Raw genomic sequence first — 17,125 nt, 5'->3', positions numbered from 1 at the left:
TTCTGTAGGAGCGGCTCTACGTGGCCTCGGGCCATCAGCCGCGACAGGATGCTGCAGAGCGCCTGTCGCGGCTGAAGCCGCTCCTACAAAAAAGCGAGCACAACCTATTCCCCGTCGTCCTCTTCCAGCGCCAGTTCGTCGCTGCGCAATCCGGTGCGCGCGCCCCAGTGGTAGCAGCCGAACGCGATCACCGCCACGCTCAGCGTGTCCCAGGGATGCGCGATCCAGCCGATGCCGCCGAAGGTGCCCAGGTAGGACACCAGCAACACCAGCACGAAGAAGCCGATCAGCCACAAGGCGCCGCGCACCTGCCGCCACAGCAGCGCGCGTGCGGACGCGCGCGGCAGCCGGTACAGCACGTACAGCGCGAACATCGCGATCTGCAGGCCGAGCAGCCACGACAAGGTTTTCCAGGTGGACCAGTACACGATCAGCGCGGCGACGATGAACGACAGCGGCCCGAGCAGCCCCATGCCACGCAGCAGGAACGGCCGCGGCAGCTCCGGCGCGCTGCGCCGCAGCGCGGCCACGGTGACCGGCGCCACCGCATAGCTCAGCACCAGCGCCGCCGACACCACCTGGATCAGCGTCTCCCACGACGGGAACGGCAGGGTCCAGAACACCGACATCGCCAGGCTCAGCCACAGCGCCGGGCGCGGAATGCCGGACTTGGCGTCCACCTTGGTCAGCACCGGCAGGAAGCCGCCGCTGCGCGCCCAGCCGTAGACCACGCGCGGGGTGGCGTTCATGTAGATGTTGCCGGTGCCGCTGGGCGAGATCATCGCGTCGCAGATCACCAGCGCCGCCAGCCAACCCAGGCCCAGCGCCAGCGCGATGTCGTGGTACGGCAGCGCGAACGCCTTGTCGATGCCGCCCCAGCCCTGGGCCAGATAGCTGCCCGGCACGCTGCCCAGGAACGCCAGCTGCAGCAGCACGTAGATGACCGTGGACAGCGCCACCGACAGGATCAGCGCGATCGGGATGTTGCGCTGCGGATCGCGCACCTCGCTGGCCACCGACACGATCGGGGTCAGCCCGAGGTAGGCGAAGATGATGCCGCCGGCCGAGATCGCCGCTTCCACCCCGGCCGCGCCGAACGGCGCGAAGCCCTGCACGTGCAGGTTCTGCGGATTGAAGTGCGCCATCAGCAGCACGATGATCAACACCGGCACCAGGAACTTGAACACGCTGACGATGTTGTTGGCGGTGGCGAAGGTCTTGACGCTGAAGTAGTTGAGCAGGAAGAACACCAGCAGCAGCGCGAACTGCAGCAGCCACCCGGCGATGCTGGGATGGCTGCTGCCGGCCTGGTTCAGCGAGGGAAACCAGGCCGCGGCGTACTGCCGAGCGGCCTCGACCTCGATCGCGATGAGGCTGGAAAACGCGATCAGGGTGATGAAGCCCATCAACCAGCCGAGCAGCGCGCCGTGCGAATACTCCGGGTAGCGCACCACGCCGCCGGCACGCGGCAGCGCCGCGCCCAGTTCGCAGTACACCAGGCCCAGCAGCAGCACCGCCACGCCGCCGGCGATCCACGACACGATGCCGGCCGGACCGGCGATGGCCGACACGTGGCTGGCCGAGAACAGCCAACCGGAACCGAAGATCGAACCGAGCCCGATGAAGGTCAGGTCGGTCAGGCTCAGACGCTTGTGGAACTTGCCTTGTGTGGCCATGGTGCCCCCGCTGGAAGTTGTAACCGGCTATTCCTAACTACTGTTCCCTTCTCCCTTCGGGAGAAGGTGCCCCGAAGGGGCGGATGAGGGTACGGGCGAAGCCTCGTGTCGTTTCGACTGCATGAGGCTTCGCGCCGTACCCTCACCCCAACCCCTCTCCCGAAGGGAGAGGGGCTCAAAGCGACGCGCCCAGGTGCTTCCTGCTCCAATTGCAAGCTTCCTCCCCCCCCTTTTCCCCCCGGGACCATGGCCCCCTTCTCGGGGGAAGGTGCCCCGAAGGGGCGGATGAGGGTCCGGGCGAGCCTCGTGTCGCTTCGACCGCATGAGGCTTCGCGCCGTACCCTCACCCCCGCTCCGCGCCCCGGCCCGCGCCAGCGGCGCGGGCTCCAGAGCACGCGCGCCGGTGGCGCGCAAGCTGTGCCCTGTCGCCCCGAGGGGAGAGGGGTTTTGGGTATGCCTATTGCTTTGGCGCCTCCTGCGCCCAAGGCGATTTCCCACCCTCTGCGATGAAACGGTCGATGCGCTGCTCCAGCACCGGCAGCGGCACCGAGCCGGTTTCCAGGATCGCGTCGTGGAAGGCGCGGATGTCGAACTTTTCGCCGAGCGCGGCTTCGGCCTTGCGCCGCAGCTCGATGATCTTCAGCTCGCCCAGGTAGTACGACAGCGCCTGTCCCGGCCAGGCGATGTAGCGGTCGACCTCGGTGGTGACTTCGTGTTCGCTCAGCGCGGTGTTGTCGCGCAGGTAGGCCTGCGCCTGTTCGCGGGTCCAGCCTTTGTGGTGGATGCCGGTGTCGATCACCAGCCGACAGGCGCGCCACATCTGGTAGGTCAGGTAGCCGAAGCGGTCGTACGCGGTGTCGTACATCCCCATCTCCCGCCCAAGGTATTCCGAGTACAGCGCCCAGCCTTCGCCGTAAGCGGAGATGTAGCCGTAACGGCGGAAGTCCGGCAGGCCCTGCTGTTCGGCCGCCAGCGGCATCTGCAGCGCGTGGCCGGGCGAGGATTCGTGCAGGGTCAGCGCGGTCAGGTTGTACAGCGGCCGCGACGGCAGGTCGTAGGTGTTGACCAGGTAGATGCCCGGGCCGCCGCGGCCGCCGGTGTAGAACGGCGCCAGGTCCGGCGGCACCGGCTCGATCGCGAAGCGCTGCCGCGGCAGCCGGCCGATGTAGTCGCCGACCTTGGCGTCCACGCGCTTGGAGATCCACGCCGCCTGCTTGAGCAACTCCTCCGGCGTCTTCGGATAGAACTGCGGGTCGGTGCGCAGGAATTTCAGGAACGCCGGGAAGGTCGCCTGCCCCGGCGGCGCGACGAAGCCGCTGGCGGCGATGGTCTGGTCCATGTCCTTGCGCAGCTTGGCCACTTCGCGCAGCCCGATCTGGTGGATCTGCTCGGGCGACAGGTCCAGCGTGGTGAACTCGCGGATCTGCGCGCGGTAATAGTCCTTGCCGTCCGGCAACGCCTCGCCGGCGAGCGTGTTGCGCGCCTTGGGCTGGTATTCCTCGCGCATGAAGCGCAGCAGGTCGGTGTAGGCCGGCACCACGCTGTGCGCGATCGCGTCCAGCGCCTGTTGCCGTAGTTGCGCCTGCACCTCGGCCGGGATGCTGGCCGGCATCTTCTTGAACGGGGTGTAGAACAGGTTGGCCTCGCCGCTGGCCGAGGCCACGTCGGCGATCGACTGGTCGCGGCCGGCCAACGTCACCTTCGGCTGGCTGAAACCGCGCGCCAGGCCGGCGCGCATGTTGACGATCTGCTCGTCGAAGTAGCGCGGGATGTCGGCCAGCACCTTCAGGTAGCGCTGGTAGTCGTCGCGGGTGCGCAGCGTGGCGCGGGCGCTGAAGCCGAGGTTGCTCCAGAACGCGGTGTCGCTGTTGAACGGCATCTCCCAGGCGCGGAAGCGCTGCTGGTCCAGGAACACCGCGATCTGCTGGCGGTAGACCTGGTAGTTCACCTGGTCCTGCGCCGACAGCTGCGCCGGCGCGATCGCATCCAGCTCGCGCAGCACCTGCTGCCAATACGCGGTGCGCTGGTTCTGCGTGGCCAGGTCGACCTTGGGCAGATGGTCGGCCGCGGCGCCCTGGCTGTCCTCGTCGTCGGCGCCGGCGGACTGCTCCTGGCGCCATTTCCACTCGCGCAGGTACAACGCCTTGAAGCGCGCGCCGGCGTCGCTGGTGGTCGCTGCGGCGGCCTGCGCGGGTTCGGCCGCAGTGGCGGCGCCCTGCCCCGCAAGCGTGCAGACGATCGCCAGCAGCAGCGGCGCGCGAAGTCGGGAACTCAGGCTCATCGGGGTTTCTCCGGGGTGGCGACCGCAGCGGCCTTGGCCTGCGCGATCCACGCGTCGATGCGCGCATCCAGCAGGTCCAGCGGCATCGCGCCGCCGCCGAGGATCTGGTCGTGGAAGGCGCGGATGTCGAAACCCGCGCCGAGTTCGCGCTTGGCCTTCTCGCGCAGCGCCAGGATGTCCAGCTCGCCGAGCTTGTAGCCCAGTGCCTGGCCCGGCCAGGCGATGTAGCGGTCGGTCTCGGCCTGGATGCTGGGTTCGTCATCGGACGGATGCGCGTGGAAGAAGTCGATCATCTGCTGCCGGGTCCAGCGCTTGTAGTGCACGCCGGTGTCCAGCACCAGCCGGTTGGCGCGCAGCAGCTCGCCGGCCAGGCGGCCGTAGTCGCTGTACGGATCCTTGTAGAACCCCACGTCCTTGCCCAGGCGTTCGGCATACAGTGCCCAGCCTTCGACGTAGGCGTTGTAGCCGGACTGCTGGCGGAACGGCGGCAGCGGCAGGGTCTGCGCGAGCGAGATCTGCAGGTGATGGCCGGGCACGCCTTCGTGATACGCGGTGGCCTCGATGTTGACCAGGGTACGCTGCGCGTAGTCGCTGGTGTTGACCATCACCAGCGCCGGCTTGCTGCCCTGCGCGTCGCTCTGCCAGTACTCCGCGCCCGGCGCGGTGCTGCGGAACTCAGCCATCGCGCGCACTTCCAGCGGCGTCTTCGGCAAGGTGCCGAACAGCTTGGGCAGCTGCGGCTGCATCTGTGCGATGTCGTCGCGGTAGCGCTGCAGGATCTGCTCGCGCGAACTGGCGAAGAACCTGCGGTCGCGCGCCACCGCCTCGCGCAGCGCGGCCAGGTCGGCATAGCCGAGCTGTTTGGCGATGGCGCTCATCTCGCCTTCGATGCGCGCCACTTCGGCCAGGCCGATCTGGTGGATCTGCTCGGGCGACTTGTCGGTGGTGGTCTGGGTATGGATCGCGTAGCGGTAGCGGCGCTCGCCATCGGGCAGCGACCACAGCCCTTCGTGGGCGCGGCCCTGCGGCGCGTATTCGTCGGCGACGAAATCGGCCAGCTTGGCGTAGGCCGGGCGCACCTGCTGGTCGATCGCCGCGAGCATCGCCGCACGCAGGCGCGCGCGCTCGGCCGCCGGCACCGCGTCGGGGAATGTCTGCAGCGGCAGCGCGAACGGGCTGTCGGCCCCGGCCGGCGCGGCGATCTCGCGCACCTGCGCCGGAATGCGCTCTAGCAGGTATTTGGGCTGCACCAGCCCGTCCTTGGCGCCGGCGCGCGACAGCGCCACCACCTGGTCGAGCAGGGCCGGGATCGCCTGCAGGCGCTTGATGTAGTCCTCGTAGTCCTTGACGCTGGCGAACGGGAACGCCTGCGCATAGCCCGGCAACGCCAGTTGGATGCCGCCGACCGGCTCCAGCGGCATCGCATCGTTGTTCAGCGCGATCGCCTCCAGCCGGTCGCGCAACTGGCGCAGCATCATCTGCAGGCTCAGCTGGTCCTGCGCCGACAGCGCCGTCGCATCCACCGCCTCGAAGCGCTTCAGGAACTCGGCGGTAGCCTGCCGCTCGGCCTGCAGCGCCGCCGGCGAATAATCGCTCCAGCGGTCGTTGTAGCGCGTGTCGCCGATGATGCTGGCGAACTCCGGATGGTGTTCGAGCTGGTACTGCCACTGCGCGTCGAGCAAGGCGGCGAAGGCCTGGTCGGGCTTCTGCGCCGGCGTGGCCGCCGCGGTTGCCGGCTGCGGTACTGCCGACGGCGTGGCCGGCTGGCAGGCGGCCAGCAACGCCGCGGCCAGCGCGCCGGGGACGAACAGGCGGACGCATCTCATCGGCGGACTCCGGCAAACAGATGGAACGCGGGCGGCGGCACGCGCGATTGGCGCAAGGCGCTGGCGGCCGCCGCGCGCATCAGGCGAACGGCCGGTCGATCGCCGGCGACGGCGGCGTGAACCACTGCGCGCCGTGTTCGGTGACGTAGAAATGGTCTTCCAGGCGCACGCCGAACTCGCCCGGCACCACGATCATCGGCTCGTTGCTGCAGCACATGCCCGGCGCCAGCGCCAGCGCATTGCCGCGCACCAGGTACGGCGCCTCGTGGATGCTCATGCCGCAGCCGTGGCCGGTGCGATGCGGCAGCCCCGGCAAGCGATAGTCGGGCCCAAGGCCCGCGGCCTGCAGCACCTCGCGCGCCGCCTGGTCCACTGATGCGCAGCTCACGCCCGGGCGCACCGCGGCGAACGCGGCCGCCTGCGCATCGTGCTCCAGCTGCCAGATGCGCCGCTGCTTCTCGCTCGGCTCGCCGAAGATGTAGGTGCGGGTGATGTCGGAGTGGTAGCCGTGCACGGTGCAGCCGGTATCGATCAGCACCAGTTCGCCCGGACGCAGCGCCTGCACCCCGGGGATGCCGTGCGGATAGGCGGTCGCATGGCCGAACTGCACGATGCAGAAGGTGGAGCCGTTGTCGGCGCCGAGCGCGCGGTGCGCCTGGTCGATGAAGCGCACCAGTTCGGCGGTGGTGATGCCTTCGTGGACCAGTCCCGCGGCCAGGCGTTGCACCTGCAGGGTCATGTCGCAGGCCTGCTGCATCAGCGCCAGTTCCGCCGCCGACTTGCGCATGCGGCAGCCGTCCACGATCGGCGCCGCATCGCGGATCGCGACCCGGTCCAGCACCGCGCTCAACCCGCTGTGCACCGCGAAGGCGATGCCCGGATCCAACGCCAGCGCCTGCGCGCCGAGTTCGCTCAGCGCCTCGGCGACCAGCCCGTGCGGGTCCTCGTGTTCTTCCCACAGCCGCTTGCGCACCGGGATGCGCAGCACCGCGTCCAGCGAGCCTTCCTCGAACGCCGGGCAGATCAGCAGCGGATCGCCCTCGGCAGTCAGCAGCATCGCCACCAGGCGCTCGCTGGCGCCCCATGGCACGCCGGTGAAATAGCGCAGCGAGGCGCCGGCGCCGATCAGCAGCGCGTCGGCGCCGTGCGCGCGCAACAACGTGCGCGCCTGCGCCAGCCGCTGCTGGTATTCCTGCGGCTGGATCGGCGGCGCCGGCGTCGGCCACGGCGCCAGCTGCGCCTGCGCCATGGCCAGGCTCAGCCCGCCGATCTGCGCCGCGCTCATGTCGCCTGCCCCACGTCGGCAGCGCTCCACTGGCCGTCGATCAGCCGCTGCACGCCGCCAGGATTGCGGTCGCGCAGCAGTGCCGGCAGCAGCGCATCGGGCAGGCCGTCGTAGCTGTGCAGCGCGGCGAAGCGGCGGATCGCGGCCGGCATGCCGACCGCGGTGAAGCCGGGATGGCCGGTGCTCGGGTACGGCCCGCCGTGGTTCATCGCCGCGCTGACCGCCACGCCGGTCGGCATCTTGTTGCAGATCAGGCGCCCCACCCGCGGCCGCAACGCCGCGGCCACCGCGGCGAATAGCACGTCGTCGCTGCCGTCGGCGGCACGGTACACGGTGCCGGTGAGGTTGCCCTCCAGGCTGTGCGCCAGTGCGGTCATTTCCGCCAGGCCGGCGACACGCACCACCAGGCTGACCGGGCCGAACGCCTCGGTCTGCAGCGCCTCGGGCTGTTGCAGGAAGGCCTGCGCCGAGACCTGCAGCAGGGTCGGCGCATGCCGATAGCCCGGCGCCGCTGCCGCGTCGCCGCCGGCCAGCAGCGCAGCACCGGCGTCGCGCAGCGTGGCCACGCCGCGTTGCAGGTGCTCGAGCACGCCGCGCGAGAACAGCAGGCTCGGCGCGGCGCCGGCGAAGTGCGCCGCGGCTGCGGCGACGAACGCATCGCCGGCCTCGCCCTCGGGCACCACCAGGATGCCGGGATTGGTGCAGAACTGGCCGCTGCCCATCGTGCACGAGGAGAAGAACTCCTGCGCCAGCGCCGTGCCGCGCTCGGCCAGCACGCCCGGCAGCAGGAACACCGGATTGACGCTGGACAGCTCGACGTAGGCCAGCACGCCGGCGCGGTCGGCCGCGGCCTTCAGCGCCAGCCCGCCGGCACGGCTGCCGGTGAAGCCGATCGCGCCCAGCCGCGGATCGCCGGCCAGTTCCAGGCCCAGCGCGTTGTCGAAGTGGTACAGCAGCTGCACCGCCGCGGCTGGCAGGCCGTTGTCCAGCAGTGCCTGGTGCGCGAGCTGCGCCAGGCGCTGGCTGGTGGCCGGGTGCGAGGGATGCGCCTTGGCGATGACCGGATTGCGCGCGGCGATCGCCGAGGCGAAATCGCTGCCGGCCACCGCATTGAACGCGAACGGGAAGTTGTTCGGGCCGAACACCAATACCGGCTTGTGCAGCGGCCCCAGCTGCGCGCGCAGCCCGGCCGCGGTGTCGATCACCGGCTGCGTCCAGCTATGGCTGCGCACCGCCTGCGCGGCCTGGCGCAACTGGCCGCTGGCGCGCGGCAGTTCCACCTTGGCCAGGCGCGGCTCGACCGGCAGGCCGGTCTCGGCATGCGCCAGCGCGACCAACTGCTCGACGTCGGCCTCGATCGCCGCGGCGTAGGCGTCGAGGAAGCCGGCGATGCGCTCGGGCGACGCCGCGGCCAGCGCGTCGGCGACCAGCACCGCCGCGCTCAGCGCCGCTTCCAGGTCGGCGGCGCCGCTGACCGGGAACTCCGGGCCGAATGCGTTCCCGTCGCGCGGGTCCTCGGCGCGGAAGCTGCCGCGCAGTTCCAGCGAGGGCTGCCAGTGGCCGGCGAGCAACAGCGGCTGCATGCTCATCTCAGAGCCCGGGGTGGGTGGCGATGGCGTGGTCGATCACCTTCAGCGCCGCTTCGCGCTCGGCGCCGTCGACGACCAGGCGCGGTGCGCGCACGCGCTCGCTGCCCAGGCCGACCTTCTCCTGCACCAGCTTGATCAGCTGCACGAACTTGGGCACGGTGTCCAGGCGCAGCAGCGGCAGGAACCAGTCGTACAGCGCCTTGGCCGCCGGATAGCCGCCGTCGCGGGCCAGCTCGAACAGCTTCACCGACTCCTTCGGATACGCGTTGACCAGGCCGGCGATCCAGCCCTTGGCGCCCATGCTGAGGCCTTCGACGATCGCATCGTCCATGCCCACCAGCAGCACCAGGCGGTCGTTGAGCAGCTCGCCCAGCGCGGCGAAGCGGCGCACGTCGCCGGAGGATTCCTTGACCGCCTGCAGGTTCGGGAATTCGGCGGCCAGCTCGGCGATCTGCGCCGGGCTGAAATCGGTCTTGTAGGCCACCGGGTTGTTGTACAGGATCACCGGCAGGTCGGTGGCGGCGATCACCGCACGCGCATGCGCGCCCATCTCGCGCCAGTCGGTGGAGTACACGTACGGCGGCAGCACCATGATCCCGCCGCAGCCGACCTGCTTGGCGGCCTGCGCCAGGCGCACGGCCTCGTCGGTGGACAGCGCGGCGATGCCCGGCACCACCGGGATGCGGCCGTCCAGCGCCTGCACCAGGGTCTTCAGGACCGCGACCTTGTCGTCGAAGCTGAGCGTGGCCGCTTCGCCGAGCGAACCCAGCGGCACGATCGCGGTGCAGCCGGCGTCGACCATGACCTGCGCATGCTTGGCCAGGAACGCGTGGTCGATGCTGCCGTCGGCATTGAACGGAGTGGTGATGGCCGGCAGCACGCCGTACCAGAAGGAAGCCTTGCTCATGGGATTACACCTTGTCGAGGGTTGGGAAGGAGTGGTCGGGAGGGGAAGCGCTGGGCAGGCAATCGGCCAGCGCGGCCAGCCGCACCGGGAACAGCGGCGGCCGGCGGCCGTCGTCGGAGAAATCGTCGCGCCGCGGCGCCAGCCCCAGCTCGGTCAGCGCGCTGCCGCAGATGCGGCCCTGGCAGGCGCCCATGCCGCAACGCGTGGCCAGCTTGGCGTCGCGCAGATCGTCGTAGCCGCGCAGCGCCGACAGCGGCACGTCCTCGCAGCGGCACACCAGCGTGTCCGGCGCGGCCAGCGCGTGGATACGCGGGTCCAGCGCGAAGTGGCGCTGCAGCAAGGTGGCGAACGCGCGCGCGCGCCGCCGTTGCGGGTGCAGTGCCTGCGCGGCGGCGCCCTGCCCGGCCGCCAGGTGCCCGGCGATGGCGCCTTCGACCCGCGCGCAGTCGCGGCCGCCGATGCCCAGCGCTTCGCCGGCCGCGTACACGCCCTCGACGCTGGTGCGCAGTTGCGCGTCCACCGCCACGCACGGATGCGCGCCGCTGTGCGCCAGGCGGCAGCCGAGCAGCTGCGCCAGCTCCACGTTCGGCACCAGGCCGTAGCCCACCGCCAGCTGGTCGCAGTCGATGCGGCGGCGGCCGCGCGGGCCGTCGATCTCCACCGACTGCAGTTGGCCCTCGCCGTGCGCGGCCAGCACCACGCTGCCGCTGTGGTAGCCGACGCCGGCCAGTTGCGCGCGCAGCGCCAGCGCCTGCAGCGCCTTGTCCGGCCAGCGCCACGGCAACTGCGCGGCGAAGCCGGCCAGCGCGCGCAGCGGCGCCTGTTCGACGATGCCCAACACCTGCGCGCCGTGCCGGCGCAGCGTCGCCGCGCTGGCCAGCAACAGCGGACCGCTGCCGGCGACCAGCACGCGCTTGCCGGCCAGCGGCCAGCCCTGCTTGGCCAGCGCCTGCGCGCCGCCGGCGCCGGTGACGCCGGGCAAGGTCCAGCCCGGGAACGGCAGCAGCAGTTCGCGCGCACCGGTGGCCAGCACCAGCGCGTCGTAGCCGATCCAGCGCGCGCCCTGCGGGCCATCGGCCAGCAGTTGCCGGTCCTGCGCCATCAGCAACTGGGTCTGCGACAGGAATTCGATCTTGCTCGCCGCCAGCTGCGCCAGCACGCGCGCGGCCAGCCGCGGCGGCGCGTGGGCGACGTCGTGGCGCCAGATCTGGCCGCCGGCGCGCGCCTGCAGGTCGACCAGCGCCACGCGCCGGCCGTGCCCGGCCGCGGCCAACGCCGCCGCCAGGCCGGCCGGACCGGCGCCGGCCACGACCACGTCGTAATGCAGCGCGCGCGGCTCAGCCATCGGTCCACACCTGCATGCCGTCGCGCGCCGGGGTGATGCAGGCGCGCAACTGGCCGACGCCGTCGATGCGCACCCGGCATTCGCTGCACACGCCCATGCCGCACAGCGGCGCGCGCGGCTGGCCGCTGCGCGAGCGGCGGAAATGCACCGCGACCTGCGCCACCGCCGCAGCCACGCTGCTGCCGGCCAGCACTTCCAGGGCCTGGCCGTTGACCTGCAGGCGCAGCATCGGCGCGCTCACGACAGCGCCCGCGCCGGCGCGAACGGCGCCGGGTCCAGTGCGGGAGGTCGCTGCAGCAGCAGATCCAGCAGCAGCCGTGCGCTGCCCAGCGCGGTGGTCACGCCCAGGCCTTCGTGGCCGGCGGCGACCCACACGCCGTTGCGCTGCGGCACCGCGCCCAGGTACGGACGGCCGTCCGGCGTGGCCGGACGCAGTCCGGTCCAGACCCGGATCGCCTGCAACTGGCGCAGCCCGGGCAGGAACGCGAACGCGCGCTCGAGCATGCGCTGCAGCATCGGCATCGACACGCCGCGGTCGCTGGCGTCGAATTCGCGCGAGGAGCCGATCAGGATCTGTCCGGTCGGCCGCGGCTGCACGTTGAACGCCACGCTGCTGCCGTCGCTGCCGTGCGCGCTGTCGGCATAGCCCAGCTCCAGCAACTGATGGCCGACGAAGCCGGGATAGCGGTCGGTGATCACCAACTGGCCCTTGCGCGCCCGCATCGGCAGTTCCGGCAGCAGCTCCGGTAGCGCGCAGCCGGTGGCGACCAGCACCGGCCCGCTCAGGCGGCTGCCGTCGTCCAGGCGCAGCCCGTCGGCGGCCAGCGCCAGCGCGCGGCGCCCGGCGAAAAGCTGCGCACCGGCGGCGAGCGCGCGGCCGACCAGGTGCCGCGCCATCCGCGGCGGATACACCACCGCCTCGGCGGCCACGCGCATGCCGCCGGCCAGGCCCGGCACCAATGCCGGCTCCAACTGGTACAGCGCCTCGGCGCCGATCGCCTCGGCGCGCACGCCGGCGGCGGCCAGGCGCTGGATCTTGGCCGGGATCGCCTCCAGCTCGCGCGCCTGCCGCGCCACCCACAGCGTGCCGCAGCGGCTGTACTCGGCCTCCGGCAGCTGCGCGAATTGTTCCCACAGGCGCAGCGAATACGCCGACAGCGCCAGTTCCGCCGGGTCATCGTCCATCGCCACCAGATGGCCCATCGCCGCGGCGGTGGAGCCGCCGCCGATGCTGCCCGACTCGACGATCGCCACCCGCAGGCCAGCGGCCGCGGCCGCATCGGCGCAGGCTGCGCCGACGATGCCGGCGCCGACGACGATCAGGTCGAAGCCGCTCATTCGGCGCCGATGCCCCAGGCGAACGGATCCTGCGGATCGATCAGCAGCTGCGCGCGCGCGGTGAGGTGGGCCTGCCCGGTGATCCGCGGCAGCACGCCGCGGGTGCCCGGCACGTAGCTGGCTTCGAACAGGCTGCCGAGGATGCCCTGCTGGCGCCACACCTGGCCGGCGGCCAGCTTGCCGTCGGCGGCCAGGCACGCCAGCTTGGCGCTGGTGCCGGTGCCGCACGGCGAGCGGTCGTAGGCCAGCCCCGGGCACAGCACGAAGTTGCGCGCATCGGCGCTGGCGTCCGGCGCCGGACCGTTGATCTCGATATGGTCGATCTCGCCGTCGTCGGCGCCGCGGATGCCGGCCGCCTCCAGCGCCAGCCGCAGCGCCTCGGTGTAGGCGGTCAGCGCGCGCTGGTTGCGCAGTTCCAGCGCGCACGGGGTCTGTTCGGTGATGAAGAACCAGTTGCCGCCCCAGGCCACATCGCCGCGCACGCGGCCGTAGCCGGGCACCTGCACTTCGATGCCGCTGGCGTGGCGGTAGCTCTCCACGTTGTCCACCGACACCCGTCCGTCGCCGTGCAGTTCCACCCCGACCGTGCCCACCGGCGTCTCCAGGCGATGCGTACCCGGCGCCAGCCGGCCCATGTCGGCCAGCGTGCGCACCAGGCCGATGGTGCCGTGGCCGCACATGCCCAGGTAACCGACGTTGTTGAAGAAGATCACCGCGGCGCAGGCGTCGGCGGCGATCGGCGGCAGCAGCAGCGCGCCGACCATCGTGTCCGAGCCGCGCGGCTCGCAGGCGATGGCGCTGCGCCAGCGATCGAAACGATCGCGGAACAGATCGCGCCGTTGCGCGAGCGGGCCGGTGCCCAGGTCGGGAAAGCCGGCGACGACGACACGGGTCGGTTCGCCGCCGGTATGCGAGTCGATCACATCGAGTGTATGCATAGGCCCATGCTCACATTCCGGGCTGCCGCGGGCTAGCAGCGTTTGCCTGTCATAAATGCGGAAGTTCGCACAACCCCAATCGCCCGGGGCGCCCCACATAGGCTAGGATCGACCTACAGGGGTACGCCGCGGCGTACCTGTCGCAACAGCCTACAACCGCCCGGTGAATGCAGATGGAGACGATGATTTCGGCGCTGGAAATGCAGACGCTGTTCGATGCGTTGCCGGACGTGGTGTTCTTCGTCAAGGACCGCGACGGCCGCTACACCCACGTCAATCTGACCCTGGTGCGGCGCCTGGGCAAGAAATACCGCACCGACCTGATCGGCAAATCGGCGCTGGAAGTGTTCCCGCTGCCGCTGGGCGGCAGCTACCTGATGCAGGACCGGCGCGTGCTGTGCGGGGAGATGATCGAGAACCAGCTGGAAGTGCACCTGTTCCCGAACCGCACCCCCGGCTGGTGCCTGACCTTCAAGCGCCCGCTGTGCGAGCACAACGAGGTGATCGGCGTGGTCGGCATCTCCCGCGACCTGGGCCAGCCCGACAGCCGCCACTCCGCCTACGAACGCATCAGCCGCGCGATGGAGCACATGCAGATCCACTACGGCGACAACCTGCGCGTGCAGACCCTGGCCGACCTGGCGGAACTGTCGGTGGCGCAGCTGGAGCGGCACTTCCGCCGCGTGTTCCAGCTGACCCCGCAGCAACTGCTGACCAAGATGCGGATCGAAGCGGCGATGCGCCTGCTGCACGGCGAGGACAGCATCGCCAGCATCGGCCAGGCCTGCGGCTTCGCCGACCAGAGCGCGTTCGCGCGCCAGTTCAAGGCCACGGTGGGGATGACGCCGCGGGACTACCGGTCGATGAAGGGGAAGCTCTGAGGGGCTGGGATTGGGGATTGGGGATTGGGGATTCGTAAAAGCGGCGTTCCCGCAACTCCGCAATGCAGCGCCCCTTGCGAATCTCCAATCTCGAATCCCGGCCCCACAAGGGCCTAACAGGCGCAAGTGGTAGCATTCATGGTTTAAGGTCCACGCGTTACCCATGGTCAGCCTATTCCGCCGCAACAAGCCCCAGGACAACGCTGGCGACAGCCGCAGCACCCAGCGCTACAGCATCGAGGAACTGGCCGCCGCCTTCCCCAAGTCGGCCGGCGAAGCCGCAACTGAAGCCGCAACGCCGGCACCGGCTGCTCCTGCTGCGCCCGCGGCCGAAGCCGCCCCGGCATCGCCGCCGCCCGAGGTCGCCGCGCCCGCCGCCCTGCGCGATGCGCCCACGGCCGCGCCCGATCCCATTCCCGCGCCTGGCCACGTCGCGCTCCCGCCGCAGGCGCCCACGCCGCCGCCCGAGACGCGCGTGCCGGCGCCAATGGCGGCCCCGGCCCCGGCTGCGGCGGCGCCGCTTGCCGATCCGGCCGCGGCCTTCGCGGCGGCCTTCGACGTGCGCGCCGACGCGCCGCCCGCCGCCGCGGCCGGCAAGTCCGGTTGGCGCGAACGCCTGCGCAACAGCACCATCGCGCGCAGCTTCGGCGGCCTGTTCTCGCGCAATCCCAAGCTCGACGACGACCTGCTCGACGAGATCGAGACCGCGCTGATCAGCGCCGACGTCGGCGTGCCGGCGACCACGGCGCTGATCGAGAACCTGCGCAAGCGCATGAAGGCGCGCGAATTCGTCGACGCCCAGGCGCTGCTGCGCGCGCTGCGCGCCGACCTGATCGCGATCCTGCAGCCGGTCGCCAGGCCGCTGCAGATCGACCGCAGCGCCAAGCCCTTCGTGGTGCTCACCGTCGGCGTCAACGGCGTCGGCAAGACCACCACCATCGGCAAGCTGGCTAAGCGCTTCAAGGACGAGGGCCACAGCCTGATGCTGGCCGCCGGCGACACCTTCCGCGCCGCCGCGGTGGCGCAGCTGCAGGCCTGGGGCGACCGCAACGGCGTGACCGTGATCGCGCAGGGCCAGAACGCCGACGCCGCCTCGGTCGCGTTCGATGCGCTGCAGGCCGGCAAGGCGCGCGGCACCGAGGTGCTGATCGCCGACACCGCCGGGCGCCTGCACACCCAGACCGGGCTGATGAACGAGCTGGGCAAGATCCGCCGCGTGCTCGGCAAGATCGACCCGGCCGCGCCGCACGAAGTGCTGATGGTGATCGACGGCACTACCGGCCAGAACGCGCTGTCGCAGCTGCGCCAGTTCCACGCCGCGGTCGGCGTCACCGGGCTGGTGGTGACCAAGCTCGACGGCACTGCCAAGGGCGGCGTGGTGTTCGCGCTGGCGCGCGAGTTCGGCATCCCGATCCGTTTCGCCGGCATCGGCGAGCGCCCGGAAGACCTGCGCGTGTTCGACGCCGAAGCCTTCGTCGACGCGCTGCTGCCGGAAGCGCTCGGCGCCTGACCTAAAGCCCCTCTCCCACCGGGAGAGGGGTTGGGGTGAGGGTACGGCAAAGTCCGCTGGCGCAGGCACTTGCGCTGCCCGAACCGCACAGGCTTCGCCCGTACCCTCATCCGCCCCTGCGGGGCACCTTCTCCCGATGGGAGAAGGAACGACTCGATGCCAGCATGAGCCAGCCCCCAGACACCTTCGCCCCCCGCCTGCTCGCCTGGTTCGACCGCTCCGGCCGTCACGACCTGCCCTGGCAGCACCCGCGCAGTCCCTACCGGGTATGGCTGTCGGAGATCATGCTGCAGCAGACCCAGGTCGCGGTGGTGATCCCGTATTTCCTGCGCTTCTTGCAGCACTTCCCGAGCCTGCCCGACCTGGCCGCGGCCGGTACCGATGCGGTGATGGCGCAGTGGGCCGGGCTGGGCTACTACGCCCGCGCGCGCAACCTGCACGCCGCCGCCAAGCGCTGCGTGGAGCTGCACGGCGGCGAGCTGCCGCGCGATTTCGACGCGCTGCACGCGCTGCCCGGCATCGGCCGCAGCACCGCCGGCGCCATCCTGAGCCAGGCCTGGAACGACCGCTTCCCGATCCTGGACGGCAACGTCAAGCGCGTGCTGACCCGCTACCACGGCATTGCCGGCTATCCGGGCCTGCCGGCGGTGGAGAAGCCGCTGTGGGCGATCGCGCAGGCGCACGTGGCCGTGGTCGCCGACGGGCGCATGGCCGACTACACCCAGGCGCAGATGGATTTCGGCGCCACCCTGTGCACCCGCGCCAACCCGGCCTGCGTGCTGTGTCCGCTGCAGGACGACTGCGTGGCGCGCCGCGACGGCCTGGTCGAGGCGCTGCCCACGCCCAAGCCGGGCAAGACCCTGCCCGAGCGCGAGGCGCTGGCGCTGCTGCTGGAGAACGCCGCCGGCGAACTGCTGCTGCAGCGGCGTCCGCCGAGCGGCATCTGGGCCTCGCTGTGGACGCTGCCGCAGGCGGACAGCGAGACCGAACTGCGCGCCTGGCTCGAGCGCGAGACCCGCGGCCGCGCCTTCGACGACGCCGAGCCGATGCCGCCCATCGTCCACACCTTCAGCCACTATCGCCTGCACCTGCAGCCGCTGCGCCTGCGCAAGGTCGCCTTGCGCGACGCAGTGCGCGACAATGACGACCTGCGCTGGGTCGCGCGCGCCGACTTGTCCGCGCTCGGCCTGCCCGCGCCGATCCGCAAACTGCTCGACGGCCTCTGATCGTCGCCCGCCGCGCCACCAGGAACCGCCATGTCCCGCACCGTCTTCTGCCAGTACCAGCAACGCGACGCCGAAGGCCTCGACTACGTGCCGTATCCCGGCGAACTCGGCCAGCGCGTGTTCGCGCAGATCGGCAAGGCCGGCTGGCAGGCATGGCTGGCGCACCAGACCATGCTGATCAACGAGAACCGCTTGTCGCCGCGCGACCCCAAGCACCGCGCGTTTCTGGAGACGGAACTGGAGAAATTCCTGTTCCAGGGCGGCGCCGCCAAGCCCGAAGGCTACGTGGAACCCGAACAGGAATCCTGAGCCGTGTGCGCCGC

At 71.1% G+C, this 17,125-nt stretch carries 14 protein-coding genes; 4 read left to right on the top strand and 10 right to left on the bottom strand.

Annotated features, from left to right (window positions below; genetic code table 11):
* Nucleotides 1–104: 104 nt before the first annotated feature.
* The 10 genes from NUG20_RS08450 to NUG20_RS08405 all read right to left on the bottom strand — a co-directional run bounded on the left by NUG20_RS08450 (nt 105) and on the right by NUG20_RS08405 (nt 13,185).
* Complete coding sequence (locus NUG20_RS08450) at nt 105–1,676, bottom strand: APC family permease (protein WP_263397908.1); 1,572 nt, start codon at nt 1,674–1,676, stop codon at nt 105–107.
* Nucleotides 1,677–2,133: 457 nt separating this feature from the next.
* Complete coding sequence (locus NUG20_RS08445; protein ID WP_263397907.1) at nt 2,134–3,957, bottom strand: DUF885 domain-containing protein; 1,824 nt, start codon at nt 3,955–3,957, stop codon at nt 2,134–2,136.
* Nucleotides 3,954–5,783, bottom strand: coding sequence for a DUF885 domain-containing protein (locus NUG20_RS08440; RefSeq protein WP_263397906.1), 1,830 nt, complete (start codon nt 5,781–5,783; stop codon nt 3,954–3,956). The genes NUG20_RS08445 and NUG20_RS08440 overlap by 4 nt, the downstream gene beginning before the upstream one ends.
* A gap of 79 nt (nt 5,784–5,862) precedes the next feature.
* Nucleotides 5,863–7,068, bottom strand: a complete 1,206-nt coding sequence (locus NUG20_RS08435) for a M24 family metallopeptidase (protein WP_263397905.1) — start codon at nt 7,066–7,068, stop codon at nt 5,863–5,865.
* Entirely contained in the window at nt 7,065–8,657 is a 1,593-nt protein-coding gene (locus NUG20_RS08430; protein ID WP_263397904.1) for an aldehyde dehydrogenase family protein, read from the bottom strand. Before NUG20_RS08430 ends, NUG20_RS08435 begins: the two co-directional genes overlap by 4 nt.
* A gap of 1 nt (nt 8,658) precedes the next feature.
* Complete coding sequence (locus NUG20_RS08425) at nt 8,659–9,564, bottom strand: dihydrodipicolinate synthase family protein (protein ID WP_185813247.1); 906 nt, start codon at nt 9,562–9,564, stop codon at nt 8,659–8,661.
* Nucleotides 9,565–9,568: 4 nt separating this feature from the next.
* A complete protein-coding gene (locus NUG20_RS08420; protein WP_263397903.1) occupies nt 9,569–10,909 on the bottom strand; it encodes an NAD(P)/FAD-dependent oxidoreductase in 1,341 nt (446 codons plus the stop codon).
* A complete protein-coding gene (locus NUG20_RS08415) occupies nt 10,902–11,138 on the bottom strand; it encodes a 2Fe-2S iron-sulfur cluster-binding protein (RefSeq protein ID WP_263398421.1) in 237 nt (78 codons plus the stop codon). Before NUG20_RS08415 ends, NUG20_RS08420 begins: the two co-directional genes overlap by 8 nt.
* Nucleotides 11,139–11,146: 8 nt before the next feature.
* Complete coding sequence (locus NUG20_RS08410; RefSeq protein ID WP_263397902.1) at nt 11,147–12,247, bottom strand: NAD(P)/FAD-dependent oxidoreductase; 1,101 nt, start codon at nt 12,245–12,247, stop codon at nt 11,147–11,149.
* Nucleotides 12,244–13,185 (bottom strand): 4-hydroxyproline epimerase, encoded by a 942-nt coding sequence (locus tag NUG20_RS08405; protein ID WP_263397901.1) that lies wholly within the window; start codon nt 13,183–13,185, stop codon nt 12,244–12,246. The genes NUG20_RS08410 and NUG20_RS08405 overlap by 4 nt, the downstream gene beginning before the upstream one ends.
* 173 nt (nt 13,186–13,358) lie before the next feature.
* Between NUG20_RS08405 and NUG20_RS08400 the strand changes: the two genes are divergently transcribed.
* From NUG20_RS08400 to NUG20_RS08385, 4 genes are all read left to right on the top strand, one after another.
* Nucleotides 13,359–14,066, top strand: a complete 708-nt coding sequence (locus NUG20_RS08400; RefSeq protein ID WP_263397900.1) for an AraC family transcriptional regulator — start codon at nt 13,359–13,361, stop codon at nt 14,064–14,066.
* A 163-nt stretch (nt 14,067–14,229) separates the two neighbouring features.
* Complete coding sequence (ftsY, locus tag NUG20_RS08395; RefSeq protein WP_263397899.1) at nt 14,230–15,576, top strand: signal recognition particle-docking protein FtsY; 1,347 nt, start codon at nt 14,230–14,232, stop codon at nt 15,574–15,576.
* Between the two features lie 164 nt (nt 15,577–15,740).
* Nucleotides 15,741–16,802 carry an A/G-specific adenine glycosylase gene (gene mutY, locus NUG20_RS08390; protein WP_263397898.1) on the top strand — a complete coding sequence of 354 codons (1,062 nt, stop codon included), beginning with the start codon at nt 15,741–15,743 and terminating at the stop codon, nt 16,800–16,802.
* A 30-nt stretch (nt 16,803–16,832) separates the two neighbouring features.
* Complete coding sequence (locus NUG20_RS08385) at nt 16,833–17,111, top strand: oxidative damage protection protein (protein ID WP_263397897.1); 279 nt, start codon at nt 16,833–16,835, stop codon at nt 17,109–17,111.
* Nucleotides 17,112–17,125: the final 14 nt, after the last annotated feature.

Origin of the sequence: Xanthomonas sp. CFBP 8443, assembly GCF_025666195.1 — a bacterium.
Taxonomy (GTDB): domain Bacteria; phylum Pseudomonadota; class Gammaproteobacteria; order Xanthomonadales; family Xanthomonadaceae; genus Xanthomonas_A.
The sequence above is the reverse complement of the archived record's forward strand: the minus strand, read 5'-3'. Positions and strand labels throughout refer to the sequence as shown.